Here is a 17,569-nt window from a genome sequence, read left to right as displayed (position 1 = left end):
GGTTAAGTAGCCACTATTAGTTAAAACGTAAAATTATATTGGTGAGCCTGGTGGCATTGGTAAATTAGTAAAGTTTTCAGGCCACTTACCAGCTTTTATAAACTGTTTAATTTGCTCTGCTAAATACTGCTTAAACGCGCTTTCGCCGACACTGGTGTTACTCAGCATTGAGTTTTGATTGTACTCATCACTCAACTTAACTAAGTAGTAACGTAACTGCGCTTGCACCTCTGGGCTTACTTTATCGCTTGCCGCTAAATCGGCTATATTTTTTGCAGTTAAAAACTGTACACGTTGAGTGACTTTACCTTTCATCGTATTAGGTGAAGACACATTAAACACGTGACTGTAAAGCTGCTCAAGCAACTCATCTAAGCTATAGAAATTGTAATTACGCACTTGTTGTTGAGCCAAACGATTTAAACGCTGTGGGTTTAATAATAAAGATAAACTATGCTGTGCAGCGACTTCTGGTAAAGCCATTGCATCAAGTGTTAAACCTGTGCGTCCAGTTATGCTTTCGCGCGATTTAGACTCCCCATAGGCCTTTGGCGGAATAAGCGCTAACACCGACTCGGGCAAAATTAAATTAGCGGGTTTTAATGTGGATAAAATAGCATTTACCGCTTCTTGCTGCTGAGTTTTTGCAACCACTTGTGCGCCCTTAACAGGTGAATTGTCGCGTGTTTCGTACTCGTAATTAACCCCTGCTATAAGTTTAACTGCAGCCTCTACTTGATAGCGATGAAATAAATAGAGCGGCACAAGTTTTTCTTCTAACTGCGAAAGAGCATCGCCCGTTTTAATGTTGTTAATGCCAAATTGCGAAAGCGCTTTTTTACGTACATCAAGCACTCTAAGTAACTCTTGCGCTGGGTTAGTACCGTTATCCCATAAGTGCGCTGTAGGGTGTGCCCCGCCCTTAGCGCGTGCGTCACTGTCAGATATAAATTCAAGGCCCTTGGCTTTGTTCTCTTTTATTATTGCAGCAAGCTCAGCGTTTTCGTCCTGATTAGTAAAGTCGCTGTAACCATATTTAATAACTTGGGTATCCCATACACCCATACCGCTTACATAGCCGCGGGTTACATCAAGCTCGCCTTGCTCGTTAAAGCTAAGTAGTGGGTGCGGGTAATCCATAACTGACGCTCTATCTCCCACCGAGGCTGCAAAGTTATGTGCAATGCCCAGTGTATGACCAATTTCGTGGGCACTTAACTGACGGATTCTATCAAGCGCCATTGCTTGTAGGTTTTTAGCTACCTCGTCCCCTTTTAAATAGGGAGCAGCAAGTGCTTCGGCTATTAATATATCTTGGCGCACACGCAGTGAACCTAGCGTAACATGGCCTTTTAATATTTCACCTGTGCGAGGGTCTATTACAGAGCTTCCGTATGACCAACCACGTGTAGCACGGTGCACCCACTGAATTACGTTATAACGAATATCCATAGGGTCTGCATTACTCGGCAGTACTTTTATTACAAATGCGTTTTTGTAACCAGCAGCACTAAATGCATCATTCCACCATTTACCGCCTTCTATTAAGGCACTTTTAACTGGCTCAGGAACGCCTGGGTCTAGGTAGTAAATAATAGGCTCTAAGGGCTCACTTATCGGTAAAGTTGGATCTTTTTTAGCTAAACGGTGACGCGGTATGTAACGCACAAACATGGACTCATCAAGCGCAGCGGCATAGTCTTTATGCTCAATACTCCAATACCCTGATTGCGGGTCAAATTTGCGCGGCGTGTAATTATCATCGGGTAATTTAATAAGGGAGTGATGCATATGCACCGTAAGTGCGAACGGGTCGGCACTCACTTGGCGAACAAATTTACCCGGCTTTGTGCCTTTAAACGTTAATACAGCTTCAAGCTCGGTGTTTTTTACAAACGCCTTCGAGCGACTCATGTACACAGCACTGCGTGATTCATCAAGGCTAAAATTACCCTGTTTACGTGCAGCTAATTTTCGACTAACCCCGTGCACATCACTCAATAAATAAGGTGTATAGTCAATCAATGCGCTGGTTTTATCTTGTGCAACAACTTTAAAGCCCGCTAAGATACTAGATGCAAAGGCCTCTTTAATACTTTGTTGCTCGGCTTTATTATTGGTATTAGTACGATAGTAAGTATTTACAGCGCGCAGCATTATTTTATTGCCAAAACGCTCAAACTGCACAAGGTGCGTATTACCAAGTTGGCCTCTATCTAGACCAATATCGTTTGAGCCAACTCCATAAGGTAAGCTCTGCTGAAGTAAAAATTGCTGTTCTAATTTATCTACTTTTAAGAACACTTTGCCGTTTTGCGTATCGTAATAAAACGAAAAGTACCCTGGAAAGTGATTCATTTGCGCAGTAAATTCATCTATAGACTTAATTGCTGCGTGCGCTTGGGTTATGATAGAGCACAGCACAGTAAAGAGTATGTAACTTATTAGTGGTATTTTTTTCATAATCTTATCTTTGTTATTGGCGTTTTAAGTACGATTAGGTAGCACCATTATTACAGTGCTATTTAAACAATACAGGTATTTAAGACGAAATTCAGCGCACTAAGTTAATCTCTCTCACATTTAGATTAGCTAGTACACGTTATCAGGAAAATAGAATGCGTAGACTCCCACCCGTATTACTAGAAGACGGTTGCCCTAGAGAACTTTTATCGTTAATTAGAACCATTTTAGCAGCATGTAAAGAAATATCGTTTCGTGTTGGCCAAGGTGCGCTTTCTGGCGTATTAGGGTCAACGCTTGATGAAAACATTCAAGGTGAAACACAAAAAAAGCTCGATGTACTCTCTAATCAGCTTTTTAAAGATATTTTACTGGAGTCTGGGGCAGTTAAAGCCATCGCCTCAGAAGAAGAAGACTACACAGTTGCAGGTAACCAAGACGCTAAATACATTGTGGCGTTTGACCCCCTTGACGGCTCATCAAACACCGACATAAATTCACTGGTTGGTACTATATTTTCGATTATGGAAGCGCCTGAAGGCTCAGATGCCGCCGATCAAAGTATATTTATGCAGCCTGGCCACAAACAAGTGGCTGCAGGTTACGTACTTTACGGCCCATCAACTATGCTTGCACTTACTACAGGTAAAGGCACACGCATGTTTACGCTAGATAAAACCCAAGGTAGCTTTTTACTAACACAAGATTTTGCCACTATTCCTGCTGATACCAACGAATTTGCTATTAATGCGTCTAACCAACGTCATTGGCAACCAGCAATGCAACGCTATATTAATGATTTACTCGCTGGCGATACGGGTCCACGCGCTAAAAACTTTAACATGCGCTGGATTGCTGCCATGGTTGGCGATGTGCACCGTGTACTTAGCCGTGGTGGTTTATTTACCTACCCAACCGACACTAAAGATGCGAATAAACCCAACAAGCTACGCTTACTTTACGAAGCCAACCCCATGGCTATGCTAGTTGAGCAAGCCGGTGGTATAGCCTCAACGGGTACTGAGCGAATTATGGATATTCAACCTGATGCAATCCACCAGCGTGTGGCAGTCATATTAGGCTCTAAAAACGAAGTAGAAACATGCTTGGGATACCACAAGTAAACACTTTGTCAGTTAAAAAATAAAATACCAAGCCGCATTTAATTTAAATGCGGCTTTTTTATGTATTCGCTACATATAACTGCAATAAGCCCACATCTAAAAATGTGAATAAGCCTAAATATCTACTCTTTTAATAATGCCAATAATTTTTCAAGCTTTTGGCGATCAAGCTCTCCCATTTGCTCACTATTACTGAGCGCAAAAATAACCCCTTCGTATTCGCCGCTATCTATATCATCTCTAGAATCAACAACATTTGCCCATAACTCTAAATCATCCAGCTCTATTTCGTTATTTACACAGCGTGTTAGCACGTGAATCAATATCGGTTTTGTGAGTGTATAAAGGGGGGCGCTTTCCTTTGCGGGAGTAGAGATAATCACGCTAATAGCATCATCTCTTTGCTCACCAAAAGTAATAAATTCGGCCAATGCTTTTTGTATATTCATAATATTTGTTATTCTTGCTGCCCCACTGCTGATAAGAGTTAAAATGACGAGATTAAACTGCTCACAATGTCACACTGCGCTTGATTGTAATGTAAACGATATAAACGCATGTTGGTGTAATCAATTACCTGCTATTTTACCGCTTGAAGAGTCAGCAACAAGCTGTTTATGCCCGCAATGTACACTTAATGAAATAAACGCTTATTTAGCGCATATTTATACGCAGCCAATAAAAGCACAAATTGAGTTTGCTAAAAAATTTAGAGGTAATGACCACTTAATAGAAGGGCTAGATTACACCATGCAAAGTGGCTACATGGTGTTTAGTAAGTGGTATTTTTTAAAACGAGGAACGTGCTGTAAAAATGGCTGTAAAAATTGCCCCTATGGGTAAATCACACACGTTAATAATTAATACGCAACTGAAAGAACTAATCAGCTGCGATATTGCTGAATTGAGTAAATTTATCTGCCCCTTTAAAACGTAACTCGATTGCTTTGATATGTTCTTCCTCTGCGTGCTTCCAAACGCCCGGCACACTATAAACATGTTTTAAATAGCAAAAAAACTTATCGCGCAGCTGCGCATTAAAATACCAACCGTGAGCGACCTCTGCTACTTGAGCAGCTAATTCCTCGCGAGTACCCGCATGCTTAACTAAGCCTTCTATATTATAACAGGCCTGTCCTACAGTAATAACACGCTTATTTAATAACAACGCTTCTAAACCTACCGTAGAATTGATTGTTATTACCGCCTCTGCGCATTCAATAAGTTCACAGGTTTTATTCCCGTTTGCAAATAACCCAATGGGGTCCTTATTGTATAAATGAGTGTAATGCTTATGCCATGAGGGGTGTTCTTTAAAAACGACCTTTAAACTAGGATCGTTTAACGCCTTCACTGCGCTTATAACCTCATCGTATAGCATTTCCATAGAATCAACCCATGGTGAAAAACTCGCTAATTGCGTATCGTGGGGCACTTGAAACGGCACAAAAATATAACGTTCAGGTATATTTTCAGCTGCAAATTCACAGCGTTTTTTATGATTTTCTCGTGGGACCAATGCTGGAGCATCAAAGTTTAAGGCATTATTTACATTAAAATTTAAATAAAAATCAGGATCTCGGCTTAGCGACGCATTAAAGTTGATACCTCGGGGGTCTAAACTAGTGGTTCCCGGAAGCAAACCATTTTCATAATAAAACTGCTTAATGCCCAGTGCCCTGGCAGCCATAGCAACGGTAGTGTTAGGCAGCTTATTACCATTCCATATAACTATTACATCAGGGTTAACTTCAGTTAATAAAGCTAAATATTTTGCATAACGTAAACGTTCAAAAAAGCGCAGCCCCGCCTTGTAAACCGCAGATACTAAAGCATTGTTCCAAAGGTTGTTACGGGCGCGCTTACGTTTTAGTTGTGCAGTAATAACATCGGTAAAATCAACTTTAAACGCTTTGGCTAAATAGTTTATAGCTGAAAGCTTTGGCGCCCCCATAACATGCTGTTGGCAATCCATACTCAGCTTTTTGATTATTTTTTTATAGTACTTTGCGTGTACATTTTTGCGAGAGATAAATAGGTAAGACATACAAGCTGTGCGCGCCAATTATTGTTTTTAAGAAAATAATACTAAGTGGACACTATTACAAAAGTAAGGTTCACCGCGACAAGTAAATAAATTATAGATGTTACCTAAATTTTTATAATTTTACTACGCAGCGGCGCCATTCTAGATAGGATTTCGTTTTGTATGCTATGGCTAATATTTTGCTCCTCCATAGCCTTAACAAGCAAATCCACTACATGGTTAAAGTCTTTCTCAGTTATATGCATCCCTGTATGAATATCTACCATAGAATCTCCTGTGTACTTGCATGGACCATCAACTAGCATACACATATGCATAATAAAGCCCTCCCTAAAGTGGTCTATGTCACTGTGCTCAAAGTAATGTAAAACTTGCTCATCATTACCTATCTGGTAAATAAAACTGTCTACAATACGCGTAAGCCCCGCCCGGCCATCAAGTTGTTGATAAAGAGATAAACGTGTTGAGCTTACACACCCAGCCAGTGCACTTAAACATAACCATAAAATAACCACGTTTTTCATTACCAATACCCTGTTACCGATACGTACCACCCTGTTTGATCACTCGCACCTGCAATGCTACCTAAATCTAAGTATGCGGCGGTAACACTCACGTGCTTGTTTGGCATCCACGCAATAAACAAATCCTTCCAGTCTTGCTCACCTAAATTAAGGTTATTGGACTTTTGCCTATATTCAATACCAACAGCAACACTTCGGTTTAAAAATACTGCAGTGCTGCCTTCAAATAAAATTTTTGCATTATCATTTGCCCCACCATAACCAAGTAACCCGAGTTGATTAGCTTCACTGTAGCGCGTTGTGAGGTTCCAAAACCAATTAAGCCCCCCTACAGCGCCTAAATGGAGTTTACTTGCAGCAAGGTAGTAATCGGTGCCGCTAGTATCCTTTGCCCCTACAAGAGTCGCAACAGCGCCATCATCAAGGGATTTATGCTGAACCCCTAAGCTCAATTGCGGCCATTTGCTATAAACTATATCGCCGTATAAGCGAATTTTAGCCCCCGTAATAGATTGCTCTATTTCGGTATCAAGTGCAGGCACGTCAAAGCGCTGTTGTGCATAGCTAAACTCGACTCGATTAAATAAGTTAACTTGCGCTCCACACACATCTAATGTGTAATCGGTTACATCGGCATGACTACAAAAGCCATTTACAGAGAACTCGTCTTCACTGGCATAGCCTGCAAGTTGTGCCCATGGCACAATACCGCCGCCCCCGCTACCTTCTATTTGCGAAACCCCAGGGGTTGCTAACAATTTACCGTCGCTTGCTAAACCGTAAAAGCTCGAAGTCATTAATAGCCCTAGCAATAAACACTTAACTTTTTTCATAATATTCCTTTAGCCACTGTTCTAACAATTCTGCTTTTAAAGGCTTACTTAGGTAATACCCCTGAGCATGGTCACAATGCATAAGTTTAAGTAAATCTAACGAATCTCTGTTTTCAACGCCCTCTGCAACAACACTAAAGCCTAATTCATGCCCTAAGGTAATAGTCGACTGCACTATGTATTGATCCTTACGCGACTCATCTAGCTTTAAAATAAAGCACTTATCTAACTTTAGCTCATCAATAGGTAGAGTTTTTAATCTGCCCAATGATGTTTGCCCTATGCCATAATCATCCAATGAAATTTTGACACCAATGGCTTTTAAGTTTTGTAACGCTTTTATGCCTTTTTCTTCGTTTTCAATCATGTCGCGCTCAGTCAATTCAACAGTAATAAGGGTTGGATCAACCTTGTATTTTTTTAATGTACGCACGAGCGCAGAGTGAAAACTCGGGGAGGCAATATCTTGCGCCGAGACATTAATGGCAGCTTGCATTTCAATTCCTTTAGCCTGCCAATCAGCCACTTGAGAAACCACTGTTTTAACAACCCAAGATGTAAGCTCTACAATAAGCCCCGATTGCTCGGCTAAATCAATAAACAGCTCTGGGTTTACCCAATTGCCATCTTTACGCTGCCATCGGATGAGGGATTCAACTTTATTTATTTTTTGTGTGTGTAAATGCAACTTGGGCTGATAGGTCATAAACAACTGCCCATCATCATCGTTAATGGCTTGTTTTAGTTCATCGAGTATTTTTAAACGGTCTAAATGTGCTTCGTCTTCACCATTTTGATAATAGTGAATACTGTCTTGGCTATCTGTTGCATTGTCTACAGCAATGAGTACACGGCGCATTAAGTCGTCGCTGGTAATCCCTTGTGTTGGGTACTCTACAACCCCTGCACTAAAGCGTAAGTTAATTTTTAGTGTTTTAATGGTATAGCAAGCTAAAAGCTGTGCCATTAAACCTACTATACCGCTTTTTTTCTCTCTGGCGGCGGCGCTTGGGAACACAGTTAAAAATTCATCCCCCCCAATGCGCGCATGAAAGCCGCCAAGTTCGTCCGAAAAACCACTAATTCGATTGGCAACGGCTTTTAAACATTCATCGCCTACCCGTGGGCCAAGTTTATCGTTTATATGCCGTAAGCCTTTTATATCTATAGCCACAAGGGTGTATTGTGTAGAGGAAATAAGCTCATCGTCGAGCACTTCAAGCATAGCCGAGCGGTTATAAAAACCTGTTAGCGAATCATGGCGTGCCTGAAAACTAATTTTTTGTTCACGCTCGTTAATATCGTTACCCATATTATCAAAGGCGTTAGCAAGGGTTGCTATTTCAGTACTTTGTTTAGAAGCATTAAATTCAAACGCGTAATTACCTTGAGCAAATTGTTTGGCTATTAGTGCAAGCTGCGACAGGGGAGTGATTAAGTTATTTGCCAGTAAACTACTGGTAACAACCCCCACTAGCATCGTTAGAATCGCCATAATAATTAACGTAAACAATAAGTTTTCAAAATCGTTATAGCTTTGTGTTAAATCAGCGCTAAGTAATATAGTTACTAAGCTTCCTTGCAGGGAGGGCAGCGTGATGTCTCGGTTTTTATATATAGGGTAATCACCAAACAAACGCGTTGTTGTGGTGGTATTAAAGTAGTTTTTAGGTGCAAAAACCTCTGGGCGCTCAAGTAAAGAGCTCCTTACTAAGTTATTTTCCTCAGCAATAAAACTGACATGCATTCCTGTTAGGTTTTTAAGTTCAAGAGCGACTTCGTCGTCAATTTTAAAACCCACTAAGCTGTAAGCAACGGTTCTAGGCGCCCTTACAGGTAGTAAAATAACTTGGTATAGCTGTTTATTAAGAACGACAAAGCTCGATTGCTCTGGCGAAGTTAGTAACTCATCCAGTAACGACTTTAAGTTTTGAGGGTATAAATCGGCATGAGTATTGGCTGAAATTAATTTACCCGATAAATCAATCAGTAGCATAAGCTCTGCATCAATACGCTGACTGTGGTTAAACAACACACTACTTATGGTGCCCGCATCGCGAGTGGCAACCGCTTGCTTAAAGCCAAAGTCGGCTGTGAGTACTTTAGCAGCTGTCAGCAACAAGCTTTCTTTTGCGCTCAGATACTGCTTGTATACATTTTGCGCCACGCTAATGTTTTGATTTACTTTTTCTTCTTGAAATTTACTTGTGGACCACCAAAAACTAGCAATACTCAGCATAGTGGTCAGTAACACTAAGCCTACACACAAAACAATAATGCGGTTTTTTAAACTGTTAGTCATTACCGCCCTTAAACTTATTACCAAACGTATTTCTAGGGGCTGGGGTGGATGTATCTATTTGAATTAGTAACTCATTATTATTTATTGTTATCATTTTTTTATTTTCCAACGGTGCAGTTTGTAGCGCATGCCACACACTCAGCGTAGTCGGTAAAGAGGTTATGTCTAAGGTTAACTTACCCGTATTGTTGGTTTTATAAACGTGCTCACTATTGGCTACATAAATATAGCCAACCATAGAGTCATGTATATTACAGCCTAGTACAACAATACCTTGTCGATCAAAAGTAACGGGCTCTTTAGGTTGACCTGAATAGAGTTTTAGCTGAAATGGCTTGGCCTGAGAAAAAGAGTAAACATGATGACGAATATTATCACTATTAGGAAAGTTAACCTGCTGCCCTTTTTGCACCACAAGCAAATCAGGCAAAAACGCTTTATCTACTTGGTCCATTACTGCAACGGGTAACGTAGTGCGCTCATGCTTTGCCGCTTTATAAAGCTCAACGACCGCGTTTGGTAATGGCTGACCATGTTGGTCTTGAATTACTAAGTCAACATTTGCACCCAGTACGCCTTGGCTAAAAAATAAAGTAGCGGCGAGTAAATAACCTCTTTTATTAAAAACTTGCTGCACTTGCCTAAACATAACAACACCTAAAAGTTAATCTTAGGTTAAGTTAATTAGAGACCAGCACTAATTGCAAGGAATATAGCCCAGTAACCAAAAATAAAGACTGGGCTTTGTTTATTTTAGTACTTTAGTTGTACTATTTTACAATAAGGCCGTAATCAGTATCTAAAATATTAACCACTTCTTGGCGAGGATCTTCAGGAATTACAATATTTTCGCCAATAATTTTACTCGCTATGCCTACATAAGTGTTAGACACCTCAAGCATCACCGATTCTGGTAAAATAAAGTCTTTAGCAAGCTGCTCGCGCTCACTCATACGGTCTTTATTTAATAGCACATCACTTTCTGGCACATTAGAAATTAATAACTGGCGGAACCCTTCTTTAGAGTTTTCGATTATTTTACCCTCGCGGTACGCCGCGCCATCCCATATGCGTGAAGAATCAGGAGTACCCACTTCATCAATATAAATAAGCTGTTGGTTACCGTCTAAATCCTCTACATAACCAAACTCAAACTTTGTATCTACAAATATTTGATCAAGCTTTGCCAGCTCTTCACTAATTAGCTTAAAACCCTCAACTAATAGCTTTTCGTACTTAGTTACATCTTCAGCTGATTTAAAATTAAATACATCTAAGTTATCAGTGATGTTAGCGCGCGTAATGTTTACATCATCAACGGGTGGAATATCAGCCACGCCCTCGATAATCCCTTTTGTAGAAGGCGTAATTAGTACGTTTTCAAGCTTTTGGTTTGCCGTTAATCCCTCAGGTAAATCTATGCCACAAAAGTTGCGGATCCCTTTGCTGTAATCACGCCACATGCTGCCAGTGATGTATTGGCGCGCAATTGCTTCTACTTTAACGGTACTTGCTTTGCGCACAATCCATACGTAAGGGTGCGGAATGTCAACAATGTGGTTGCCCGCAAGGCCAGCTTTATCAAATAACGAAAACCAATGAGATGCAACAGAGTTAAGCGCAATGCCTTTTCCCGGCACGCCGTTTAAGCCATTCTCGCCTTGCCAAATACAATCAAAAGCAGAAATACGGTCTGAAATAACCATAATTGCAAGCTCAGTTCCTTGCGGAACTTTATAGTTTTTTTCTTTAATGAGGCGTGCGCTGTCTTCATCTGTTAGCCAATAAACCGAACGAACTTTACCGCTGTGTACGTCACCTTTAGTGCGAATGGGTAAATCATCGTTAATGTCTAAAACTTTATAGCTAGTCATGCTATCTCCGGGGTTAGGGGTGCTCAAAGAGCAAAGTATGGTATGGGGTTATAAGCACTATATAATAAATCAGCCTACCCTAAAGCTCAATCAGCACTGAAAACTAAATAACCTGACCCTTGGTTAAGAGATTTACTAGGGCGTGTTGAATTATGGTGATATCTAATTTATTTTCTCTAGCCAGAGGTTTTCAATGATAACAAGGCGAATTTACGCGTTGATAGCTGCCCTATTGCAAGTAAATTCAACGGCGTTAGCGCTGAAAATAGTTGCTGGTTTATTATCCAAAGCTCAGGTTAAATAACTAAGCAATATTTATATGGCTGTAATAATGCGGTAAACTTAGCGTGCTAACTAGAGGAGTACCGCTTGAACTACCTAACCGCGACCGCAAATAAAAAATACCTAATGTATATTTCGCAAAATTATTCGTACGCTATTTTAAGGCCATTACAAGCACAAATTTTAGCGCATGGTGGTGAGGTACGTTGGTTTTTAGCGGGTAATGAGGTAAACTCTGACTTTTTAAATGATGACGAGCAGCGATTATATACAATTACAGATGTAAGGAATTGGAAACCCGATATTACATATATTCCTGGCAATATTGTTCCAAGCTTTATCCCTGGTAAAAAAGTAGCCGTTTTTCATGGGTTCAACTCTGAAAAGCGAAGCTCTGAAGGGAACAGAGGCCATTTTACCATTAGGGGCTGTTATGATTTATATTGCACTCAAGGTCCTAATACAACTGAGCGCTTTAAAGAACTTGCACAACAACATGGTTTTTTTAAAGTAACAGAAACAGGTTGGCCTACTCTTGACCCTTTGTTTAACGAATCACAAAGCAATCCATACCAAAGTAACGATCCACGCCCTACTTTACTTATTTGTTCAACCTTCTCTCGTAAGTTGTCACTAGCCCCCAAACTATATGAGCAAATAAAGCATTTTAGTGAACAAGGTAAATGGCGAATCCTAATGCAGTTTCATCCTAAAATGCCAACCGAATGGGTAAATAAGTACAAAGCACTAAGCAATAAAAACTTAACCTTTATTGAAACAGATAACGTGTTACCTCTGCTTAAAGCAGCTGATGTAATGCTCTGTGATACCTCATCGGTGTTACTGATGTTTTTGTTACTTCGCAAACCTGTAGTTACCTTTTGTAATCAAAAGCCTATGCCTCATTTACTTGACGTTACCAACGCAAATGAAGTTGAGCCAGCAATTGAGCGTGCATTAACGAGACCTAATGACTTAATGCAATATATTGAAGACTATTGCCAAGAGCTACACCCATACACGGATGGAAAATCTAGCCAACGTGTGCTTAATGCTGCAAATGAATTTTTGCATAAAAACGAAAAGCTAAAACCTAAACCTCTTAACCTATTTCGAAATCTTAAAATGCGTAAAGAATTCAACTTTTGGGGTTGGTAACACCACATAGTATGATTGAGCTTAATAATGTAACCTTTAAATGGCATAAAAATGACGCCAAGCCTACGCTAAATATCCCAACCCTTAGGATTGATAAAGGTGAGCATATTTTTTTACACGGCCCCAGCGGCGCCGGTAAGTCAACCCTGCTTGCGCTATTGGCAGGTATAAACACACCAAGCAGTGGCAGCATACGTATTTTAAATTGCGATTTGAATACACTTAGCAATACGCAAAGAGATGTATTTAGAGCGGAGAATATTGGCTATATTTTTCAAAACTTTAATTTATTACCGTATTTGACCCCCATTAAGAATGTCACGCTTGGCTGTGAATTTTCAAAAAGCAGAAAACAAAAAGCCTTACAGCAAACAACAGAGCCTAAGCCAAGCTTACAAAAAGAAGCGATACGCTTATTAACAGCATTAGGTTTAAGTGAGTCATATCATAGTAAAGATGTTGCTTCGCTCAGCATTGGTCAGCAACAGCGGGTTGCCGCTGCTCGCGCATTTATTGGTAGCCCAGAGCTCATAATTGCTGATGAGCCTACCTCGGCACTTGATACCGCAAATAGAGAAAGCTTTATAAAACTGTTATTCGAACAGGCTAAGCGTGCCAACAGCACGCTCGTTTTTGTAAGCCATGACGAAACATTGAAGCCGCTATTTAACCGTGCAATCAGCCTAGCTAGCTTACAGGAGCAGTTATGATCCTGACTAAATTAGCATATAAAAGTTTGCTTAACCGCCGAGCGAGTGTACTACTGACATTGTTTACCATTGCTATTAGCGTGATGCTATTACTCAGTATTGAGCGAATTCGCGTGGATGCAAAAACCAGTTTTAGTAATACCATCTCCGGTACAGACCTGATTGTCGGTGCCCGTACCGGCGACATACAGCTATTGCTTTCATCCGTATTCAGAATAGGCCATGCCAATAATGGGGTGAGTTGGCAAAGTTATCAGTACATCACAGCTCAACGTGGTGTTAAATGGAGCATTCCTATTAGTTTAGGCGACAGTCATAAAGGCCAAGCTGTAATTGGTACAACCCGCGATTACTTTACCCACTATCGCTTTGGTAAAAAGCAAACGTTAAGTTTTCAACAAGGCCACCCGTTTGAGCGTGTAAACCAGGTGGTACTTGGCAGCGATGTGGCGAGCCGTTTAGGGTATACACTAGGTGATAGCATAGTAATCTCACACGGCATGGGTAATACAAGTTTTCACCATCATAAAGACAACCCGTTTACTGTAATCGGTATTTTAAACGCCACCGGCACCCCAGTAGATAAAACCTTGCACATACCTCTAGCTGCAATTGATTTAATCCATGGCGGCGCACACTCATCGAATGTTGAACATGGTGAAAGCGATGAGCACCATGTCCACGATGAACACGATGAACATAACAACCTAATCGGTGAACCAAATCAAATTACTGCATTTTTAATGGGCTTCGATTCACCTTTATATACATTGCAAATTAGACGCAATATTAACCAATACAAGAAAGAGCCTCTGCTGGCCATTATGCCCACAGTCACCTTAAAAGAGCTGTGGCAAATGCTCGCCATTGTCGAAAAAGTACTCTTACTGTTTTCAGGCGTTGTTATATTGGTCAGTTTATTGGGCATGTTAACCACACTACTGGCCAATTTAAACCAACGCCGAAGAGAGCTTGCTATTTTACGCTCAGTGGGCGCAAGGCCATGGCAGCTTTTTACACTCATAAGCATGGAGTCGTTATTTACAACGTTATTAGGCTGCCTAGTTGGCTGTGGTTTATATTATGGCGTTATGCTTGTTAGTAGTAGCTATTTGCAAAGCCATGCAGGTATAAGCGTTAATATAGCCATGCTCTCTTACTATGAACTCACTTTAATAGGCGTTATTATGGCCGCTGGGTTTATAATTGGCTTAATACCCGCCACTCGCGCTTACTTTTATTCGCTTAGCGATGGTATGAGTATAAAAACTTAATTTTAGGAATTTCATGATACTTTTTAAATCTGCGCTTTATTACAGCATGCTAGTGGGCTGCTTCCTTATTAGCTTTAACAGCAGTGCAAATCCACCAAAAGAAATTTTTTGGGAAGACTTAATCCCACAAGGGCATGTACAAATAGATACTCAAGCACAGGCCAATCACGAGGGCAGCGAGCAAAACTGGGTGCAACCAGAGCTAGATGCTCCCGTGGTTGAAGCATTAAATGGGCAATCAGTGAGCTTGCCGGGGTTTGTTGTTCCACTTGAGGGCGACAGCGAAGTCATTACTGAGTTTTTACTTGTGCCCTACTTTGGCGCGTGTATTCACGTACCGCCCCCGCCGCCAAATCAAATCGTTCATGTAACAGTAAAAGGCGGAGTGCCCATAGAGAGCTTGTACGATGCGATTGTAGTTACCGGCGTTATCAGCACTGAAACCTGGTCGGGCGAAATAGCCCAAGTGGGCTATAAAATGAAAGCCGTCGGTGTGGCACCCTTTGAGCTATAACATGGCTATTTTTGGCAGTGCTTACAAAACACCGTACTGCGCTGCCCTAGCCTAATTTCTTCAAGTGGCGTTTTACACGTTACGCACGCCTCTCCTTTTCGCCCATACACTAATAACTGCTGCGCAAAATAACCTGGTTTGCCATCACTTTGGGCAAAGTCTTTTAAGGTTGTACCACCTTGTGTTATTGCCGCTGCGAGAGTGTCTTTAATAATAGGAACCAGGGTTTGATAACGCTTTAGCGAGACTTTGCCTGCTTCGCGTTTTGGGTGTATCCCCGCTTTAAATAACGACTCATTGGCATAAATATTACCTACGCCCACAACCACCGCGTTATCCATAATAAATTGCTTCACGGGGACTTTTTTATTTCGCGACTGCTCGTATACACGCTTTGCAAAAAAATCATCCGTAAGCGGCTCAGGCCCAAGCTTTGAAAGCAACTTATGTACATCCCCCGGTGCTTGCCACAAACAGCAACCAAACCGGCGAGGGTCGTTTAATCGCAGCGCCTTGTCATTACTAAGAATAAACTCAACATGATCATGTTTTTTAAGTGGCTCGCGTTTATCCACAACGCGCAAATTACCCGACATTCCCAAATGTAAAATAGCACTCCCTAATTCGCAGTGCAGTAACAAATACTTTGCACGGCGCTCGATTCGCTCTAGCTTGAGCCCTTCTAACTTATAAACATCATCTGGCACAGGCCAGCGCATACTGGCATTATAAATATTAACTTTGCTTACAACTTGGTTTTCAATATGTGGGGTGATCCCCAGTCTACTAACTTCTACCTCTGGTAATTCAGGCATTAATGCAACTCACTTTTTGAAAAATCAACACGTGGAAATAACTGCTTTGCAGTTTCTAAATCAAGCCCCATAACACGCTGGCTATTTTTCTCGAGCAAATAATATTGCCCGCTGCCTTTATAAAGTAAATAAACCCAAGGTAAGCGCTCGCCAGCCAACTCAAAGGTGGCAACATAAAGTGGTGAATTGGGGTTAAATACCATCGACTCATTTACTTCCAATAAGGCAGCCGTTTGCCACCTATTGATTAGCTCAGCTAACTGCTGCTGTGATGCATCCCAGCTCACTGGCGTATTTTCTTTTAATGCGGTTGTACGCCAACTAGTACCAATACGTTCAATTTTCTGATCAACAAAACTCAGTGTTAACACAAAACTTTGTGATGGCAGTACAGGCTGTAATTTAGGCCCGTCCTCGCCCCCTAAAAACTGCTTATGCCAGCCATTTAAAAAAAAGATCATAATCAACATCGAAAAAATAATAACGTTGTTCCAACCTTTGCGGCCTAGTCGCATATTTATACACCCAGTAAATTCAAGATTTTAAAGTGTAACTAAAACTTAATTGCACTGTCTATATGTTAAAGGCCACAGACTTTGGTAGAATATCTGCAAATTTAAAGGAGTTCCGTCAATGTCTATGTATGTAGTGGGCCATAAAATCCCAGATTCAGATTCTATTTGTGGTGCAATTGCACTGGCTTATTTAAAAAACCAAATCGATGAGCCAGCAATTCCAACACGCCTTGGTGAAGTGTCACCAGAAACACAATTTATCCTAGATAAATTTGGCTTCGAAGCACCTGAGCTTAAATTAAGCTACGCTGGCGAAGATGTATATATTGTTGATCACACCGAAAAAACACAAGCACCTGACGATATCGACCAAGCACGCGTTGTTGGCGTTGTCGATCATCATAAGTTAGGTGACTTAACGTCATCTACACCACTTGAGTGCTGGATTCGCCCAGTTGGCTGTTCTAACACTATTATTAAAATGATGTATGACTTCTACAACGTAGAAATCCCTAAAGACATCGCTGGCATCATGCTATGTGCAATTTTAAGCGATACCGTTATTTTTAAATCGCCTACTTGTACAACGGCTGATATTAAATGTGTAGAAGCACTTGCAGAGATCGCCGGCATTGAAGATTTTAAAGAACTAGGCATGGACATGTTCCGTGTTAAGTCTGCAGTTGAAGACACGCCAGTACGTGACTTAGTAATGCGTGATTTTAAAGACTTCAACATGAACGGCAATCTAGTCGGCATTGGCCAGCTAGAAGTAATCGACCTTGCAGTGTTTGACGAAATTAAAGCCGACTTAGAAGCCGATATTGCTAAGCTAAAAATTGAAGGTAACCGCCACTCAGTATTTTTACTACTTACCGACATCATGAAAGAAGGCTCACAAATGTTAATCGCATCAGATGATGCAACACTTGTAGAGCAAGCTTATGGTGAAAAACTAAGCGAAGGTAAAGTATGGCTAGACGGTGTATTAAGCCGTAAAAAGCAAGTAGTACCACCACTACAAGACGTGTTTGCCAAGCTTTAAGCTTTAAAATAATGACCTTGTGGGTTTTACCTGCAAGGTTTTTTTTTGCCTAAATTTTAGCGTAAGTTAGCGTAAGTTAGCGTATACAT

General features: G+C 40.9%; 17 protein-coding genes. 7 read left to right on the top strand and 10 right to left on the bottom strand.

Annotated features, from left to right (window positions below):
- Window positions 1–33: 33 nt before the first annotated feature.
- Window positions 34–2,463, bottom strand: a complete 2,430-nt coding sequence (locus CWC17_RS01665; protein ID WP_138611923.1) for a zinc-dependent metalloprotease — start codon at window positions 2,461–2,463, stop codon at window positions 34–36.
- 155 nt (window positions 2,464–2,618) lie between these two features.
- Here CWC17_RS01665 and CWC17_RS01660 point away from each other — a divergent pair, with 155 nt between their 5' ends.
- Window positions 2,619–3,587, top strand: a complete 969-nt coding sequence (locus CWC17_RS01660; protein ID WP_138611922.1) for a class 1 fructose-bisphosphatase — start codon at window positions 2,619–2,621, stop codon at window positions 3,585–3,587.
- A gap of 122 nt (window positions 3,588–3,709) precedes the next feature.
- On the opposite strand, the gene CWC17_RS01655 is transcribed toward CWC17_RS01660, so the two are convergent.
- Window positions 3,710–4,036, bottom strand: coding sequence for a hypothetical protein (locus CWC17_RS01655; protein WP_138541409.1), 327 nt, complete (start codon window positions 4,034–4,036; stop codon window positions 3,710–3,712).
- A gap of 43 nt (window positions 4,037–4,079) precedes the next feature.
- Here CWC17_RS01655 and CWC17_RS01650 point away from each other — a divergent pair, with 43 nt between their 5' ends.
- On the top strand, window positions 4,080–4,430 hold the full coding sequence (locus CWC17_RS01650; protein WP_138541410.1) for a DUF5522 domain-containing protein: 351 nt from the start codon (window positions 4,080–4,082) through the stop codon (window positions 4,428–4,430).
- Window positions 4,431–4,467: 37 nt separating this feature from the next.
- On the opposite strand, the gene CWC17_RS01645 is transcribed toward CWC17_RS01650, so the two are convergent.
- The 6 genes from CWC17_RS01645 to CWC17_RS01620 all read right to left on the bottom strand — a co-directional run bounded on the left by CWC17_RS01645 (window position 4,468) and on the right by CWC17_RS01620 (window position 11,167).
- A complete protein-coding gene (locus CWC17_RS01645) occupies window positions 4,468–5,634 on the bottom strand; it encodes a capsular polysaccharide export protein, LipB/KpsS family (protein ID WP_249935874.1) in 1,167 nt (388 codons plus the stop codon).
- 104 nt (window positions 5,635–5,738) lie between these two features.
- The gene (locus tag CWC17_RS01640) at window positions 5,739–6,158 is read right to left on the bottom strand and encodes a group I truncated hemoglobin (protein WP_138541412.1); all 420 of its coding nucleotides are present in this window, start codon (window positions 6,156–6,158) and stop codon (window positions 5,739–5,741) included.
- Window positions 6,158–6,991: a DUF3034 family protein gene (locus tag CWC17_RS01635; RefSeq protein ID WP_138541413.1), complete on the bottom strand. Its 834-nt coding sequence runs from the start codon at window positions 6,989–6,991 to the stop codon at window positions 6,158–6,160. The genes CWC17_RS01640 and CWC17_RS01635 overlap by 1 nt, the downstream gene beginning before the upstream one ends.
- Window positions 6,978–9,293 (bottom strand): bifunctional diguanylate cyclase/phosphodiesterase, encoded by a 2,316-nt coding sequence (locus CWC17_RS01630; protein WP_138611921.1) that lies wholly within the window; start codon window positions 9,291–9,293, stop codon window positions 6,978–6,980. The genes CWC17_RS01635 and CWC17_RS01630 overlap by 14 nt, the downstream gene beginning before the upstream one ends.
- Window positions 9,286–9,942 carry a methylamine utilization protein gene (locus CWC17_RS01625; RefSeq protein ID WP_138611920.1) on the bottom strand — a complete coding sequence of 219 codons (657 nt, stop codon included), beginning with the start codon at window positions 9,940–9,942 and terminating at the stop codon, window positions 9,286–9,288. The genes CWC17_RS01630 and CWC17_RS01625 overlap by 8 nt, the downstream gene beginning before the upstream one ends.
- Before the next feature lie 121 nt (window positions 9,943–10,063).
- A complete protein-coding gene (locus tag CWC17_RS01620; protein ID WP_138611919.1) occupies window positions 10,064–11,167 on the bottom strand; it encodes a phosphoribosylaminoimidazolesuccinocarboxamide synthase in 1,104 nt (367 codons plus the stop codon).
- Window positions 11,168–11,536: 369 nt separating this feature from the next.
- Between CWC17_RS01620 and CWC17_RS01615 the strand changes: the two genes are divergently transcribed.
- From CWC17_RS01615 to CWC17_RS01600, 4 genes are read left to right on the top strand one after another with little or no spacing between them, the layout of a single operon-like run.
- Entirely contained in the window at window positions 11,537–12,607 is a 1,071-nt protein-coding gene (locus CWC17_RS01615) for a CDP-glycerol glycerophosphotransferase family protein (protein ID WP_138541417.1), read from the top strand.
- A gap of 11 nt (window positions 12,608–12,618) precedes the next feature.
- Window positions 12,619–13,317 (top strand): ABC transporter ATP-binding protein, encoded by a 699-nt coding sequence (locus tag CWC17_RS01610; RefSeq protein WP_138611918.1) that lies wholly within the window; start codon window positions 12,619–12,621, stop codon window positions 13,315–13,317.
- Window positions 13,314–14,591, top strand: coding sequence for an ABC transporter permease (locus CWC17_RS01605; protein WP_138611917.1), 1,278 nt, complete (start codon window positions 13,314–13,316; stop codon window positions 14,589–14,591). Before CWC17_RS01610 ends, CWC17_RS01605 begins: the two co-directional genes overlap by 4 nt.
- A 13-nt stretch (window positions 14,592–14,604) precedes the next feature.
- Window positions 14,605–15,105 (top strand): DUF3299 domain-containing protein, encoded by a 501-nt coding sequence (locus CWC17_RS01600; protein WP_138541420.1) that lies wholly within the window; start codon window positions 14,605–14,607, stop codon window positions 15,103–15,105.
- Between the two features lie 5 nt (window positions 15,106–15,110).
- On the opposite strand, the gene mutM is transcribed toward CWC17_RS01600, so the two are convergent.
- Both mutM and CWC17_RS01590 read right to left on the bottom strand, forming a co-directional pair.
- Entirely contained in the window at window positions 15,111–15,920 is an 810-nt protein-coding gene (gene mutM, locus CWC17_RS01595) for a bifunctional DNA-formamidopyrimidine glycosylase/DNA-(apurinic or apyrimidinic site) lyase (RefSeq protein ID WP_138611916.1), read from the bottom strand.
- The gene (locus CWC17_RS01590) at window positions 15,920–16,435 is read right to left on the bottom strand and encodes a hypothetical protein (protein ID WP_138611915.1); all 516 of its coding nucleotides are present in this window, start codon (window positions 16,433–16,435) and stop codon (window positions 15,920–15,922) included. The genes mutM and CWC17_RS01590 overlap by 1 nt, the downstream gene beginning before the upstream one ends.
- A 118-nt stretch (window positions 16,436–16,553) precedes the next feature.
- Here CWC17_RS01590 and CWC17_RS01585 point away from each other — a divergent pair, with 118 nt between their 5' ends.
- Window positions 16,554–17,480: a manganese-dependent inorganic pyrophosphatase gene (locus tag CWC17_RS01585; protein WP_055014233.1), complete on the top strand. Its 927-nt coding sequence runs from the start codon at window positions 16,554–16,556 to the stop codon at window positions 17,478–17,480.
- The last annotated feature ends 89 nt before the right edge of the window (window positions 17,481–17,569 follow it).

It is taken from the genome of Pseudoalteromonas sp. S3785 (assembly GCF_005887365.1).
In the GTDB taxonomy this organism is placed as follows: Bacteria; Pseudomonadota; Gammaproteobacteria; order Enterobacterales; family Alteromonadaceae; genus Pseudoalteromonas.
The sequence above is the reverse complement of the archived record's forward strand: the minus strand, read 5'-3'. Positions and strand labels throughout refer to the sequence as shown.

What these genes read in the sequence shown, in the direction of transcription:
- CWC17_RS01635 (WP_138541413.1), bottom strand. Translation starts at nt 6,991, where the DNA reads ATGAAAAAAGTTAAGTGTTTATTGCTAGGGCTATTAATGACTTCGAGC.
- CWC17_RS01610 (WP_138611918.1), top strand. Translation starts at nt 12,619, where the DNA reads ATGATTGAGCTTAATAATGTAACCTTTAAATGGCATAAAAATGACGCC.
- CWC17_RS01655 (WP_138541409.1), bottom strand. Translation starts at nt 4,036, where the DNA reads ATGAATATACAAAAAGCATTGGCCGAATTTATTACTTTTGGTGAGCAA.
- CWC17_RS01625 (WP_138611920.1), bottom strand. Translation starts at nt 9,942, where the DNA reads ATGTTTAGGCAAGTGCAGCAAGTTTTTAATAAAAGAGGTTATTTACTC.
- CWC17_RS01630 (WP_138611921.1), bottom strand. Translation starts at nt 9,293, where the DNA reads ATGACTAACAGTTTAAAAAACCGCATTATTGTTTTGTGTGTAGGCTTA.
- CWC17_RS01660 (WP_138611922.1), top strand. Translation starts at nt 2,619, where the DNA reads ATGCGTAGACTCCCACCCGTATTACTAGAAGACGGTTGCCCTAGAGAA.
- CWC17_RS01605 (WP_138611917.1), top strand. Translation starts at nt 13,314, where the DNA reads ATGATCCTGACTAAATTAGCATATAAAAGTTTGCTTAACCGCCGAGCG.
- mutM (WP_138611916.1), bottom strand. Translation starts at nt 15,920, where the DNA reads ATGCCTGAATTACCAGAGGTAGAAGTTAGTAGACTGGGGATCACCCCA.
- CWC17_RS01585 (WP_055014233.1), top strand. Translation starts at nt 16,554, where the DNA reads ATGTCTATGTATGTAGTGGGCCATAAAATCCCAGATTCAGATTCTATT.
- CWC17_RS01640 (WP_138541412.1), bottom strand. Translation starts at nt 6,158, where the DNA reads ATGAAAAACGTGGTTATTTTATGGTTATGTTTAAGTGCACTGGCTGGG.
- CWC17_RS01620 (WP_138611919.1), bottom strand. Translation starts at nt 11,167, where the DNA reads ATGACTAGCTATAAAGTTTTAGACATTAACGATGATTTACCCATTCGC.
- CWC17_RS01600 (WP_138541420.1), top strand. Translation starts at nt 14,605, where the DNA reads ATGATACTTTTTAAATCTGCGCTTTATTACAGCATGCTAGTGGGCTGC.
- CWC17_RS01665 (WP_138611923.1), bottom strand. Translation starts at nt 2,463, where the DNA reads ATGAAAAAAATACCACTAATAAGTTACATACTCTTTACTGTGCTGTGC.
- CWC17_RS01650 (WP_138541410.1), top strand. Translation starts at nt 4,080, where the DNA reads ATGACGAGATTAAACTGCTCACAATGTCACACTGCGCTTGATTGTAAT.
- CWC17_RS01590 (WP_138611915.1), bottom strand. Translation starts at nt 16,435, where the DNA reads ATGCGACTAGGCCGCAAAGGTTGGAACAACGTTATTATTTTTTCGATG.
- CWC17_RS01645 (WP_249935874.1), bottom strand. Translation starts at nt 5,634, where the DNA reads ATGTCTTACCTATTTATCTCTCGCAAAAATGTACACGCAAAGTACTAT.